Origin of the sequence: Paenibacillus sp. 203 (genome assembly GCF_037027525.1) — a bacterium.
In the GTDB taxonomy this organism is placed as follows: Bacteria; Bacillota; Bacilli; order Paenibacillales; family Paenibacillaceae; genus Paenibacillus; species Paenibacillus polymyxa_B.
In genome coordinates this window covers 26,194-42,217 of sequence record NZ_JAXCHD010000011.1, presented here as the reverse complement: position 1 = coordinate 42,217, position 16,024 = coordinate 26,194, and the positions used below count along the sequence as shown (strand labels likewise).

The 16,024-nt window shown below is 49.9% G+C and carries 1 protein-coding gene (cut by a window edge); it reads right to left on the bottom strand.

Annotation, left to right across the window (positions count from 1 at the left end; genetic code table 11):
- Nucleotide 1 precedes the first annotated feature (1 nt).
- Nucleotides 2–16,024, bottom strand: partial view of an SDR family NAD(P)-dependent oxidoreductase gene (locus WA407_RS21740; RefSeq protein ID WP_336078347.1) — the 3' portion only. 3,678 nt of this gene lie beyond the right edge of the window; only the last 16,023 of its 19,701 coding nucleotides appear in the window; its start codon lies off the right edge, out of view — the gene reads right to left on this strand; it ends in the stop codon at nt 2–4.

Genomic DNA, 16,024 nt, shown 5'->3' with positions numbered 1-16,024 from the left:
TCTACGAGTGTAATTGGTTGAATAACTGGTCTGCCTGTTCAAAATCCAACTCACCCTGCAGTACTTTCTGTATCAAGGCTTGCATGGGCTGCTTAGGCTTCGGCTCTGTAGAAGCCTGATTTGTATCTCCCGCCGACTTGTTCAATTCCTTTGCCAAAAATTTGGAGAATTCTTTAATGTTAGGATAATCGTACACTCTGGTTGCTGGAATAGCTGTTCCAAAGCGTTTATTCACAGCCTGCACCCACTCTACACCTATAATAGAGTCCAGCCCCATATCAATAAATTGATCGTCCCGGCCAATATCCTTTTCATTCATACTCAGGGATTTCGCAAGACTTTCTACCAGTTCCTTCTCCAATGCTTCTATCTGTACAGCCGTTGGCGCATATGTCGACCGCTTTGCCTCATCCCTGGCAGCGGGCGGCGACGAAGAAGGCTTGGCCTCAGGTTGCGGCGGGGCAGGCTTGGATTCTGCCAGCGCGGCTGACTTCTCCGGCTTATCTGCTACCATCTGGATGTTGGAAACGGAGCTTAGCAAAATGCCCTGCGGTTTTTCAGGTACTTTCGCCAAAGTCTGTCTCTGCACATTATCGTTGCTATGGTTAACTGCAGGAGGGCTGGAAACGAGTTCTTGTACCGACACATCGGCTACAGGAGATTCCGCCTCGACGTCCCGGGATTCGCCCCCACGCGCGAAGATCCAATAGCTCTCCTTGGCAAATGGATAAGTTGGCAGACTAATCCGACGAGGGCTGGTATTCTCATAAAGTCTAGTCCAATCGAAGAGCAGCCCCTTAACCCAAAGCTCCGCCAGCTTTGTATACTTACCCTTGCTTATCCAACTATCCACCATTTTTGCCATGTCTTCGTCCGCCTCAAGAACAGCTAGGATGTCTTTATTCTTCTTTGCCTGACCCCAATATAGCCCGTCAATATTCTCATCCCCCGCTAAAAAGCTCTCCAGCTTTCCTGTAAGTTCACGGGTAGACTTAACTATAACTGCTAACCGTTCTTCCATGGCTTCCCGTCCCACCTGCAGAGTAAATGCTATATCCTCCAGGCTGATTTGCGAGTATTCCGGCTCTTTGAGTTCAGCAAGCAACCTTTGCACCTGTTCTTCCAGTCGCTCTTTATTCCTCGCCGACAGCACGATCATTAAAGGATTTTGCAGTGAAATGGCAGCCTGTCTAGTCTCCTGCTCCTCAGGGATATATTCCTCAATAAGCACATGTGCGTTGGAGCCTCCGGCGCCAAAAGAGGAAATACCTGCGATTCTTGGGTATTCAACCGTTTTCCCATTCATTGTGACGACGGGTCTTTTCCACTCTCCCAGCTCCTGCTGAACTATAAAAGGACTATCGCTAAAATCGATATTCGGGTTTAGTGTTTTTGAATGCAGCGAAGGCACGATTTGTCCGTATTTGAGCTGAAGGAGCACCTTTGTAACTCCGGCAATCCCTGCCGCGCTCTCACAATGCCCAATATTTGATTTTGCTGATCCGATTGCACAAAACTGCTTGTCCTCCGTATATTCCTGGAACACTTTTTGCAATCCGGCGATTTCAATGGGGTCACCTAAGGATGTCCCAGTGCCATGCGCTTCGATGTAACTGATGGTTCTGGGGTTAATTCCTGCTTTCTTAAATGCTCTTCCAATGACACTGGCCTGCGCATGGGGATTCGGAACTGAGAATCCGTTTGTCTTCCCTCCATGATTCACCGAGGTCCCCTTTACGACCCCATATATATGATCTCCATCTGCAATAGCTTTGGCCAGCGGTTTAAGCAGTACAGCTCCTACGCCTTCTCCCGGCACATATCCATCTCCGCCTTGTCCAAAGCTTTCGCACCGTCCTTTACTCGATACAAACCTCCCTTGCCCAAGCATCAGGTATTTGTTCGGATGAATGGATACATTGACGCCGCCAGCAATGGCAAGCTCACACTCGCCTTGTTGCAAGCTTTGGCAGGCCAGATGAATGGTCGTCAATGAAGAAGAGCACATGGTGTCCACAGCCATGCTCGGACCGTGGAAGTTACAGAAATAAGATACCCGGTTTGCAATGGAAGCCGGATTGCCAGGAACGGCAATCATTCTGCCCCTAACTTGTTCCTGTGCCCCATAAAGCTGGTACTCTTCATACATGACCCCGACAAAAACACCCACATTCCTATCCAGCCCAAGGCCCCGCTCCAGTCCAAGCGCTTCCCGGGTATAGCCTGCATCCTCTATCGTTTCATAGACACATTTTAGGAATAGGCGCTCCTGAGGATCGATGATCTGTGCTTCTCTAGGAGAGATATTGAAAAACATGGGGTCAAACTGATCCACACCTTTAATAAAGCCTCCCCACTTGCTGTAAGTTTTTCCGGACTGGTCCCTGTCCTCGTCAAAGTGCATACTGTGATCCCAGCGATCTTTGGGGATTTCCGTAATGCAATCCTTCCCATCACGCAAATTGTTCCAGAATTCCCGTATGTTTTCTGCCTCGGGATACATGCCGGACAAGCCGATAATGGCAATTTCCTCCGATCCGCCTGCTCTTTCCGGTTGCGGTTGGAAACTTGCCTGAACTGGCATGAAACGCGATTGCTTCCGACTATCAGAAAGTGACCTTACCGGGTCGTTTTCCTTCGTAGAAGGTTTGAACTCTTTCGCAGCGTTGACCTCTGTCTCGATTCCAAGCAATTTAATCAGCTGCTTCTGGTGGACTTTAAGGAAATATTGGGTCAATTCCCGGATATTCTGGTATTCAAAAAATAAAGTTTTGGGCAGTGTTCCAAACGTTTTCTCCAACTCACGGGTTAGCTGTTTAATCATAATGGAATCAATGCCATACTTCTCCATAGGGGCATCGGTTTCAATCTGCCTTGCCGGTAGCCTGATGGATGTAGCGAGCAATTGCTTTAAATAATTTGCCGCTTTTTCGGCAAGCAGGTCTTGTCCGATGACCGAACCCATCTCGCTTTCCCTTATCATAGAGGAGGCATCTCCAGCCTGATTCAGGGACGGTTGCTGCAGGAGCGTTTCTCTTAGCTGACTGGCATGCCCTTCCAACACCATGACTTGATTCTTTTCGGAAGCCAGGCTCTGATACAAAGCCCGAATTCCTGCACCAGTCTCCATTGCAAACATCCCCATCCCTTCCATGATCTTTTCTGTTTCCCCATCAATACGCATTCCGCCTTCTTTCCAGAGAGGCCAATTAACTGAAATCGTCCGCCCCTGGCGTTGTGCTCGCTCTACCAGTGTACTGCGGTACTTGGCATAGGCGTCCATAAAGGCATTGGCAGCAGCATAGTCAGCCTGTCCTATATTCCCAAGGCTCCCTGCAACGGATGAAAAAAGGATGAAGAAGTCCAGCGGAATTTCCTTACAAGCCTGATCCAGATTCACCACTCCCGTAACCTTTGGCGCCAAAACGTTTTGCAATTCCTCCTGTGTTTTTTTAATAATGAAATTATCGCTAACCATTCCTGCGCTGTGCACAATTCCATCCAGCTTCCCAAACTCTTCCTGAATATCCCGAATCAAATCTTCAACCGCCCTTTTATCGGCGACATCGGCTTGCCGGAATACTACTCTTGCACCTAAAGCTTCTATCTCCTCAATCCTTGCTTTGGTGTCACCACGAAGCGGGGAGCGTCCGACAAGAATTAAAGCAGTATCTCTGGCCTGTCGTGTAATTTCTTCGGCAAAAATCAAACCGAGACTTCCGGTTCCGCCGGTAATCAAATATACTCCCCTGTCTTTCCACGGAATGCTGATCGCTTCCCCGGAGGCTTTAATTTCCGTCCATACGGCAACATGCCGTCTACCCAATTGATAGCGGATATGTGGTTCTATAGAACCGCGACTGTTTTCTTGCAGGATATTTATCATAGCTGCTGAATCCTGCTCCACATCCATTTCTATCAACTGGCCAACCAGTACTGGATTCTCCAGCCATGCTGTTTTTAAGAGTCCGGAAAGTCCCGAGAATACCTGTTGGTGATCCTGCACCGGAACGACAAGCTGAACCAATGTTTTGCCTTTGGATTCCGTTTTAAGAATATGTTGAATTGCCTCAAACACCTGTGTCGCATAAGTCCTAAACCGTGCATCAATGCTCTTCTCTTCGGATTGGAGAATGAGGCACTGCACCCCGTTCATTTGCGATTCAATAATTTCCCCGGAAATATATCCCGGTTCGCATAAAATTACCAGATGCTGTTGATAGTCAGGTGCTGTTCCTTCCAGAGCAATCGCTTGTTCTTCCCACACAGGCTCAAGCATCAAAGTCTCAGGTGCAGTCCATTCATCTGGGCCCCCTGTTCCTCCTTCAGCAACTCGTGATGAGAATCCCTTCATTCTCACACAAACATTCCCCTGCTCGTCACACAAATCGATATCTAACTTTTGCAGCGGACCATCTTGCCTGCTGCCCTCACTCATACGAATCCAGGCCCACATCTCTGATGTGCATCCGTTAAACACCTCAAGCTCTTCCAATGCAAATGGTAAAGCTGGCTTAATGGAAGCTTTGCGATCACCTGTACTCATAATCAAGCCTATCGTCGCCTGAAGAGCAGAATCCATCAAGCTAGGGTGCATCACAAACTGTTCCATCGTAGGGTAGACGGAAGAAGGCAAGGACAACTTGGCAAGCGCTTGACCCACCCCGATATATATTTTCTCAATTCCCTGGTGTCCCGGCCCATAGGATACCTGCATCGTCGCAAACGCCTCATAGCACTGACGGGATGAGAAGGAGCCCAGATTGCACTGCTCCAGCAAGGTTTCAATATCTATAGCGGGGATCTCTGCCACCGGAACAATTACTGCCCTGCCTTCACTATGCACCACCAGCTCCGTGTCCGTTGCTCCAGACTTGCTGTAAATTTCATAGGCGATCTCCCCGCCATCTTGAGGATAGAGCCCAATACTGACATCCACCGACTCCTCCCCAACCACAACAGGCCGGATCCAATCCACATCTTTTAACCGGATGGACGTCCACTTGTCTTCTGGAGATCCTGCAACCTGCTCTACTGCCGCCCGCGCCATTTCAAGGTAGGCCACTCCAGGCAAGAGCTTCTGCCCCCTTATCACATGGTCAGACAGGAAAAATTCCTTCCCCGTAAAAATGGAGCTGAACTGCAGTCCATAAATATTGGACGTATTGCGCTGAAGTAGGGGATGAATGCCGACTGCTGTCTCCCTTTCCAGCACTACACCGCTTGCTCCCGTCCGTTTATTGATATCGGTTATGCAATATCGTTCTTTGGCAAAGGGATAGGTTGGCAGACTGATACGGTTTGGTTTAGCCTCTCCGTACAACAGGGCCCAGTCAATAACGACTCCTTTTACCCAAAGGTCAGCGATTTTGCCATAGTTGCCTTCGCTAACTAACACATCAATCGCCGTGCCCGCACCCTCTCCGTCTTCACGAGCTCTATTTTCTTCTCTATGGCGTTTGGCGTGTCCCACGTGTAAGCCGTGGATACCATCCCGGCCTTCCACAAATCCTTTCAATTTCTCTTCAAGCTCCCGGAGAGAGCCTGCAACGAAAGCCAAACGTTCTTCCATCGCTTCGCGCCCTACCTGAAGGGTATACGCTATATCTACCAGACCGCTGTCTGTGAACGGATGCTCCCCGATTGCAGCTAGTAATAGCTGCGCCTGCTCTTTCAGTTGTCCTTCACTCTTGGCTGACAGCACCACAATAGCCGATTTTGGGGTGGTACGGGTAATAGAATTCTGCTCCTGCTTTCCAGGAATATATTCTTCGATTACCAAATGGGCATTGGCACCCCCGAATCCAAAGGAGCTAACACCTGCTCTCCGAGGAATATTTTCCCTTCGAGTATCCCGCTGTGGCTTCCACTCCTGCGCCTCCTGAACGATATAGAACGGACTGCCTTCAAGTTTTATATAAGGATTAATTGCATCACAATGAAGGCTTTTGACCAGCTTTTTATGCTTTAACTGAAGCAGTACTTTTATGACGCCCGCGATTCCAGAAGCCAGTTCCAGATGTCCGATATTAGTCTTCACCGAACCCAATCCACAATGGGATTCTGTAATCCCGGGCCCTTCTGTATTCTCATAAAGCTCTTTGAAAGCTGCTTTCAGTCCATTAATTTCAATCGGATCGCCCAGCTCGGTGCCTGTCCCGTGGGCCTCAATGTAAGAGACAGTCCTTGGATCGATTCCGGCCTTTGTATATGCATTTACCAACACATCCGCCTGAGCCCTCGGATTAGGAGCTGTCAGAGAATTGGCCCGGCCTCCGTGATTGACGGCAGTACCCCGAATTACACCATAAATATGGTCTCCATCCTTCTCTGCATCCTTCAGCTTTTTCAGGAAAAGCATGCCGGCCCCTTCACCACGCACGTAGCCATTGGCCTTATTGGAGAAGGTTTTGCATCGACCGTCCTCACACAGCATTCCTGCTTTGTTGAAGCTGATATGGAGTTCAGGTGTGATAATCACATTAACACCACCCGCAATCGCCATCTCGCAGCTTCCATCCTCTATGGCCCTAACGGCTCGGTGAATGGCCACCAGTGAACTGGAGCAAGCCGTTTCGACAGGCTCGCTCGGACCATGAATATTAAGGAAATAGCTCATTCGATTGGGCCCAACAGACGGTGCCATACCGCTGGAGGAATACGCCTCGACACCCACATTTCCCTGATAAATCACACCGCTGTAGCCACTGTTCGCGGTACCTACAAAGATTCCTGTGCGGGTTCCCGACAGACTCCCAGCCTGAATGCCTGCATCTTCAATCGCCTTCCAGATATAGGTCATCAACAGACGTTGCTGCGGGTCCATGAGTGCGGCTTCTCGCGGTGAAATTCCAAAGAATAGCGGGTCAAACTCATAGATCCCCTCAATAAACCCGCCCCACTTGATGTTTGTTTTATTGGCCTCCTGCTCAGGGTCACCGTAATACGTCTTCCAATCCCAGCGATCTTCAGGGATTTCAGTGATACAGTCCCTGCCTTCCTCAAGATTTTTCCAAAACTCATCCACATCCCGGGCCATGGGAAATACACCGCTCATTCCCACGATAGCAATGGGTTCAGGAGCAGCCTGAGTCAGCTGCGGGTTGGACAACACATTCCCGCCTGCAAACCGGAAACGCTGCCGTCTACCGCGGGTACTGTCTTCCCTACCATCCTCCACGGCCTGCACAGCAGGCTCAGTCCGGGCATGCACGGCAAACTGCTCGCCAAGCACGGCATCATATTCGTCCACCAAATATCTGGTGAAGTCATGAATCGTTGTGTATTCAAAAAATATGTCCGGCGTCAGCTCAAGCCGGTATGAGTGATTGATGTTGTTGGTAAATTGTGTGAGCAGGATGGAATCGAAGCCATACTCACTCATTTCTACATGTGCATCAATATCTTCAAGTTTGACTTTCAGCAATTTTGACACAGCCTGTATCATCGCGGCCTGCACTTTGTCCAGCAGATCTGGTACGACATTGCTTTCAGAGGAAGCTTCTGAAATTCCTGTCACCTTTTCAGGCTGCCTAGTCTCTGGAGTCGTGATTAACCCCATGGTTTTCTTCATTTTTGCAAGATTGCCTTCCATCACCATAACCTGATCAACGCCTGCGATCATGCCACGGTACAAGGCCTGAATGCCGGAAGAGGTTGACATGCCGCTCATGCCTGTACGCTGCCTTACCAGCTTCTCCGTCTCCTCATCAATACGCATCCCACCCTCTTTCCATAGCGGCCAATTGATGGATAGCGTTTGACCCTGTCGCTGCTTAGATGCTATCAGAGTGTTCCGGTATCCGGCATAAGCATCCATAAACGCATTAGCTGCAGAATAGTCTGCCTGTCCCTGATTACCTAATCCTCCGGCTACAGACGAAAATAGAATAAAGAAGTCAAGCGGCAAGTTCTTGCTCGCCTGATCCAGATTCACTGTCCCTAATACTTTGGGAGCTAGAACCTCCAGCATCTCCTCGCTATTTTTTTGGAGTATGCGGTTGTCGCGAATGACACCTGCACTGTGAATGATGCCATTGATGTTTCCGAATTCCTCCTGAATTTCCTGGATTAAATCGGTCACCGCCTGCTCCTGAGTCACATCGACCTGCCTGTATATGATTCGTGCCCCTAATGCCTCCATTTTCTTTATCTCAGCCCGTTTGCCCTCATCCAGCGTGGAACGCCCCGTTAAAATCAAGACGGCTTTATGGACTTTATCCGTAATCTCTCTGGCAAAAATGAGTCCCAATCCACCGGCACCGCCGGTAATCAGGTACACTCCGCCATCCTTCCACGGGTTACCCGCCGCTTCCTGAGAGATGTGAACTTCGTTCCAGCAGGAAACCCACCGTGTGCCTTTCTCGTACCGAATCTGGACATCCTCGAGGCTACGGCTGTTTTCTTTTAAGATGTCTATGATTGCTCCCCAGTCCTCATCCTGTCCCAGTTCTATTAACTGACCTACCAGTTTTGAATGCTCAAGCCGGGCCGTTTTTAAAAGACCGGAAAGTCCCGAGAAAAGCTGCTGCGCCTCCTGTCCGCTTATGGCAATCTGGATCAGCACCTTACCATTGGGTTTTTCCCTGAAAATGCTTTGAATCTCTTCAACCACCTGGACGGCGTAACGCTGGAACTGTTCCGCGATTCCGTTTCGGTCGGGTTGCAGTACAATGCATTGCACGCCGTCCATCCGAGCTTCAACTTGTTCACGGGAAATCCCGGACGGCTGGCAGAGTAACACGACATGGCGATCATATGCAGGCATTTCGGCCTCTAGAGCAATCCCTTGCTCTTTCCATACGGGTTCAAGCATCAAGTTACTAGAATTAGACTGAACATCCGAGGAAATCGAGTCCCTATTCAGGATTCTTGATGAATATCCTTTTATCCTGACACAGATGGCTCCGGTTTCGTCGCTCAGGTCAATATCCAGCTTCTGTGCCTTTTCCTCAGCTATACCGTCTGCATTATAACGAATCAACGCCCACATGATGGAGCTGCAATTTTTTATAATTTCAACTTCTTGAATGGCGTAAGGCAGAGAAGGTTTGATCTCGCCAGACCCCAGCGTCAAGCCTATGGTTGCCTGCAAGGCCGAATCTATCATAGTTGGATGCAGGACAAATTGGCTTTGGTTGTCAGAAACGGAAGACGGCAAGCATAACTTAGCCAGCACTTGACCCTCTCCCGCATACACCATCTCAATCCCTTGATGTCCAGGGCCATAATCCATTCCCATATCCCTGAAAACTCTATACAATTGTGTGGGATCGAAGTTCCGACTGCATACATTCTGCAAGTCTTTAATATTCAGTGCTGGGACCTCCGCAGCTGATCTTCGTGCAGCACTGCCGTAGCTATATATCACAATCCCTGCATCAGCTTCTTCGCTCTCCCCATATATTTCATAGGAAATCTCTTGATGATCATCCAGGAAAAGTCCGATGTGTAACTGTAGTGGCCCATGCTCTACGATAATAGGCCGTGCCCAAACCACGTTTTTAAGGCAAATTCCGGTTGGCCCGCCCTCATCAGATCCTGTTGCCTGATCCACGGCTGCCCGGACCATTTCAAGGCAAGCAGCCCCGGATAAAACTTTACGTCCATTCACCACATGATCCTTCAAGAAAAACTCCTGGCCTGTAAAAGTCGAACTGAACCGCTGTTCCGAGAAATCGGAGGTGTTTAGATGCAGTAAAGGATGGAGCCAAGCAGCAGTGACAGAAGTCATGCCTTTGCCTGCCTTGCTGTCAAGCTCAGGCGCCCAACAGCGTTCTCTTGCAAAAGGATAGGTCGGTAGACTGATCCGGTAAGGTTTGATGTCCCCGTACAGCTTGTTCCAGTCAATAGTTAGCCCCTTTACCCACAACTCCGCTATTTTTTTTAGTTTTTTCTTCTTGATCCAGGTTTCAAGCAACGATTTGGCATCTTCATCCGCCTCAAACATCACAATCCCGTCTTTGCTCTTTTTCACCTGAGCCGTTAGGACGCCAGCAAGCGGATCATGATTCACAAATCCTTCCAACGCTTTTAGCATTGCCTCTTTTGAATCTGCCACAAAAGCCAGCCGGTAATCCATCGCCTCGCGGCTCACTTGCAGCGTATATCCCATATCCGAGAGGTTAAGATTTTCCTGGGATGCAATAAAGCTTCTCATTCTTTCGGCATACGTTTTTAGTTGCTTTTCACCTTTGGCAGACAAAACGAAGAGAACGGGATTATGGATATCGGCGGCTGTTGGTAATGTTGTAGATGTTCCCGTCCCGGGACGATATTCTTCAATAATAAGATGGGCGTTCGTACCGCTAAATCCGAAAGAGCTCACAGCGGCGCGCCTTTTGTCCCCGTGGGAAGGTTCCCAGGCGTTCAATTCTGTATTGACATAAAAAGGAGAATTATCAAAATCAAAATGCTCATTCGGGTTCTTGAAATTCAGTGTCGGTACTAGTTTTCTATGCTTCATGCATAGCAACACCTTTTGCACGCTTGCTATGCCCGCTGCTGCAGAAGTATGCCCGATATTGCTTTTTACCGAACCTATGGCACAGTAGTTCTTCTGATCGGTTTTTTCTTTAAAAGCGGTTGATAAAGCTTCCAATTCAATAGGGTCGCCCAGCTTGGTTCCTGTCCCATGCATTTCAACATAGCTAATGCTTTCAGGCTCAATCTGATATTTGTTGTATATTTCCCGCTCCAGCTCAATTTGGCTGTTAGTGCTTGGAGCGGTAATCCCGTTGGTTTTTCCATCTTGATTGATTCCGGACCCGATAATAACTCCGTATATATGATCCCGATCAGCTTCAGCATCCTTCAGCCGCTTCAGAACCAGCGCCCCTACTCCTTCCCCTGGAACAAAGCCGTTGGCGCTATTGTCAAACGTTTTACACCGGCCATCTGGCGACAACATTCCGGATGCAGACATACCTACATACGATTCAGGAGTCAGATATAACGACACCCCGCCAACCAACGCCATTTCTATCTCTCCGTTAGATAACGCCTGGCATGCCAGATGGGTTGCCACCAGCGATGAGGAGCATGCCGTATCTACGGATATGGCCGGACCTTTCAGATTGAGGAAATAAGAGATGCGAGCCGCTGCAATAGCGTTACTGTTTCCGGTAGTATTGGTGAACTGCGCTTGATGCTTGTACCGCAGCATACTATATTCATTATTTAAAATTCCAAGGTAAACCCCGCATTTTTTATTTCCCAACTGTGAGCCACTATAGCCTGCATCCTCAATTGCCTTATATGCTTCCTGCATAAAGATGCGCTGCTGGGGATCCATCCCTTCCGCCTCGGTAGGAGAAATATTGAAAAATAACGGATCAAAATATTCCATATCCTCTAAAGCACCCAGCCACTTGCAATTGATTTTCCCCTCTTGCGCTGGACGAGGATCATAATATTGGCTTACATCCCAACGGTCCTTCGGGATTTCAATAATGGAATTTTTGCCTAGAGCGAGATTATCCCAATATTGCTGCACATCTTCCGCACCAGGATATCTTCCCGAAATTCCGACAATTGCAATTACGTCTTTATTTTCCGAAGGCAAAGGCGATGAATCCTCTGCTACCTTTACCAGGTGGAATGGCTCGGGCTCCTCCTTAGGCGATAGCCTTGGGGAACATTGCATCATGTCAGGTCCCTTCGAATGGACTTCCGCAATAGGCTTGTCTGTGTCCAGGACTGTGCTCAAGAACTGTTGATTGAAGCTTCCTCCATGCTTATTGATTTCTTGTGCCAAAAAAGTAGCGAATTGGCGAATGGTCGGATAGTCGTAGACCTTGGTCGCTGCTATGGATGTGCCAAATCGTTTATTTATGTTTCGAACCCACTCTACGCCTATAATGGAATCTAGTCCGGTATCTATAAAGTTTTTATCCGCCTCGATCTCGCTCCGTTCCATGTACAAAGCCTCTGCCAGGCTTACCGTCAGTTCTTCCTGCAACAGCTCTGCAGAGGCGCTGCACTCAGCCATGCTGGCCTGCGCCTGCTTTTCAAACGAAATCGGCATCAAATTCACCTGAATGGAAGCCTCTGCCGATTTCTCCTGCTCTAATGCAACGGATGACGGTGAATGCTCTGCTGGAGAATGATCCGAAATAGACTGGGCAGAGAATGGCGCAATTGATTTGCTTAACAATTCCTTCTCTACAAATTTGCTAAAATCCCGGATGGTTGGATAATCGTAGACTTTTGTCGCTGTTATGGATGTATTGTAATGCTTATTAATGCTACGAACCCACTCTACGCCTATAATGGAATCCAATCCAAGATCAACAAAGTTCTTATCCGAATCGATATCGCTCCGATCTATATATAAAGCCTGCGCTAGGCTTGTTGTCAGCTCCTCCTGCAATATTTCCGCCGATATTACAGAAGGAATAGACGACAGCGCTTCCGTCTTCTTCTCATCCTCTAATGTGTGCGATGTCTCCTCCAGTGAAGTTAACATGATCGTTGTCCCCTCCTGGTTGGCAGACTTGCTTAGATGCGGCTGACGGTCCAACAAATTCGGTAAGGATATAGCGCTTGGTTTTTCAGAACTATTCAAAAAAACGGATTGCATTAGGGCTGTTGGCTGCATCGCATGAGTCTGGACGGGAATTGCCTTTTCCTGAGCTTCCGTAACGGCTCTTTCTACAGAAGAGACTCTTTCTACAGAGGGACTCATAATATCCGTGATCCAGTACCGCTCCCTCGCAAAAGGATAGGCCGGCAGGCTGATTCGCCGCGGCTTGGCATCCCCATAAAGCATGTTCCAATCCATCGACAATCCCTTAACCCAGAGATCAACAACCTTCGAATATTTCCTTTTCCCTATCCAGGCAGCGATCGTTTTGTCCATGTCTTCATCTTCTACCAGCGCCGTCAGCGCCTCCTTATTCCGTTTGACCTGACCCCGGTACAACTCAGGAATACTGTCCCGTCCTTCCAGGAATCCTTCCAGTTTGTCCACCAGCTCCTGCATGGACCCTGCTATCACTGCCAGGCGCTCTTCCATGGCTTCGCGTCCCACCTGCAGCGTGTAGGCCACATCGGCCAGACTGCTTTCGCTGAGCTGTCCTTCCCGCATAACGGCTAGCATTCTCTCGGTCTGCTTTTTCAGTCGTTCTTCATTTTTGGCTGACAATACGATGATCGCAGGCTTTTGGGCCGTAACGCTCATTGGCACCTTCTCTTCCGCAATGTACTCTTCGATGATGACATGTGCATTGGAGCCTCCCGCTCCAAACGATGAAATCCCGGCAATCCTCGGATATTCCCGCGTCTCTCCATCGATCTCAACCACCGGCCGTCTCCATTCCCCCAGCTCCTGCTGGACGACGAACGGCGTCTGACCGAAATGGATGTTCGGATTCAATTCTTGGGCATGCAGGCTGGGAACCAGCGTCCGGTTTTTCATCTGCAAGATGATTTTCCCCACCCCGGCGATGCCCGCTGCTGCCTCCAGATGTCCGATGTTAGACTTCACAGAGCCAATGGCGCAGAATCCCGTATCCGGCGTATCCTTCCTGAATGCCTGAGTCAGACCCGTCACTTCAATCGGGTCTCCCAGCTCCGTGCCTGTTCCGTGGGCTTCAATATAGCTGACCGTCCGCGCATGTACCCCCGCTCGCTCCAGGGCCGCCCGAATCAGCTCCCCTTGGGCTGTCGGGTTCGGCACCGTATAGCCATTGGTCTTGCCTCCATGGTTGATGCTTGTCCCCCGGATCACCGCATGGATAAGGTCCACATCAGCGATCGCCTTGGACAGCGGCTTTAATAGGACGACCCCCGCGCCTTCTCCAGGGACAAACCCATTGCCTCCTTTGCCGAAGCTCTTGCACTGCCCGTCTGCTGACAGCATGTGGTTAGCGCAAAGTCCGACATAGCTGAGCGGATGGAGATACAGATTTACTCCGCCTGCAATAGCCATTTCGCATTCTCCGCGGTACAGATGCTCACAAGCTTCATGAATCGCGGTCAACGAGGACGAACACATCGTATCGATCGGCATGCTTGGCCCTTGCAAATTAAAGAGATACGAAATCCTGTTGGCCACTGAACTAAAGGATGTATGAGGGTATATTTGCGTTCCTTTTCTCCATAAATCCAGTCCGTATAGATCGAAACCCGTTTTGGTAATCCCAGCAAATACGCCTACCCGGCGGTTATGCCGCATCGCAAGCTGTTCTCGGGTGTAACCCGCGTCCTCCAGTGCTTCCCAGCAGGCTTCCATGAACAGCCTTTCCTGCGGGTCCATACCGAGTGCTTCTCGTGGCGCAATATTGAAAAAGCGCGGATCGAAATCCGCAAATCCTTCAATAAAACCACCCCACTTGCTGTAGCTTTTTCCATTCGCCACCGCTTCCTGTGAATCAGGATGGAAGAACCCTTCCAGCGTCCAACGCTCACTTGGGATTTCGGTGACACAGTCCTTCCCTGCTTTTAGATTTTCCCAATATTCGTTCATGTCCCTGGACCAGGGATACTTTCCAGCCATCCCAATGATCGCTATCGGCTCACGCATTTCCGCAGGGGCAGACCCAGCCAAGCTTCGGACAGGCTTCGCTGCCGCCTTTGCCGCAGCCGGCACGGCTTCTTCCTCGGCGCACAACGGTGCCGCAAGTATTTCCTCTACAGGCTGCATGTCATGGCTTATTCCGGTCCACTGCATGCACTCCTGCGGGTATTCCGCCACAAAATATTCCGTCAAGGCGTGCAAGGTCTGGTACTCATAAAACAACGTCTGGGACAGCTCTCCAAAGAAGCCCGCCAGCTTGGCATTCAGCTGGGTAATCATGATCGAGTCGATTCCATACCTCTCCAGCGGCTCATGGGCTTCGATGCTGCTGACGCTCAGCCGAGTCACCTCTCCCAAAAGCACCTTGAGTCGATATAAGGTTTTATCGTAGAGCTGGCCTGCATCCAGCTTAGGGGTTGCCTGATTAGAAATAGCTACTTGGATGGCACGGACGCCGGCTTGTGAGACGCCTTTCGCCAAGTAGGCCTCGATTTTCTCAGGCTCCCCTTCCATGACCATCACCTGCTCCTTGCCGGAGGCCAAGCTTTGATACAACGCCCTCATTCCCGACCGGGTCTGCATGGTTGTAATACCCATGTTTTGCGTCATGATCTGTTCCGTGTCCGCATCGATCCGCATTCCGCCCTCTTTCCATAGTGGCCAGCGGATGGATAACGTCTGCCCCCGCCGTTGCTTGGCCCCTACCAGGGCATTCCGGTATTCGGCGTATGCGTCCATAAAGGCATTGGCCGTCGAATAGTCAGCCTGTCCAGGATTGCCTAGGCTGCCCGATATGGAAGAAAAGAGCACAAAGAAGTCTAGGTTCTGGCCGCTACTTGCCTCATCCAGATGGACCAGTCCGCTCACCTTCGGTCCCAGCACCTCCAAAAATTTTTCACTAGTTTTTTTAATGATGAAATTATCTTGAATCACCCCTGCGCAGTGGATGATCCCATGGACACGTCCAAATTCCTGCTGAATGCTGTCCAATAAACCGATAACGGTGTTTCTATGGGTGATATCCGCTTGCCTGTACACCACGCTGGCGCCTGAAGACTCCAGCTCCTGCAGCTTCGTCTGCTTGTCTCGGTCCAGCGGCGACCGCCCCGTCAAAATGAAGGTCGCTGCTTGCGTCTGCCGGGCAATCTCTTCTGCAACCAGCAGTCCCAGACTGCCGGAGCCGCCGGTAATCAGATAGACCCCACCGTCTCTCCATGGAAGCCCCTCTTCTTGCCCAGATGTTTCAAGCCTGCTCCAGCAAGCGATTGTCCGTTGTCCGTTCTCATAGCGAATCCAGCCATCCATCGGGCTACGGCTGTTATCCTCCAGCTTCGCCAGGATGCCTTCCGCCTGTTCTCCCTGTTCCACTTCGATCAGCTGCCCGATGAATTTCGGGTTTTCCAGCCGGGCTGTCTTCAACAGTCCCGAAAGTCCCGAAAAGAGCCGTCCTTCCCCAGAGTTCCGCACCACAATTTGGACCAGCACCCTCCCCTCAGGCTTGTCTTT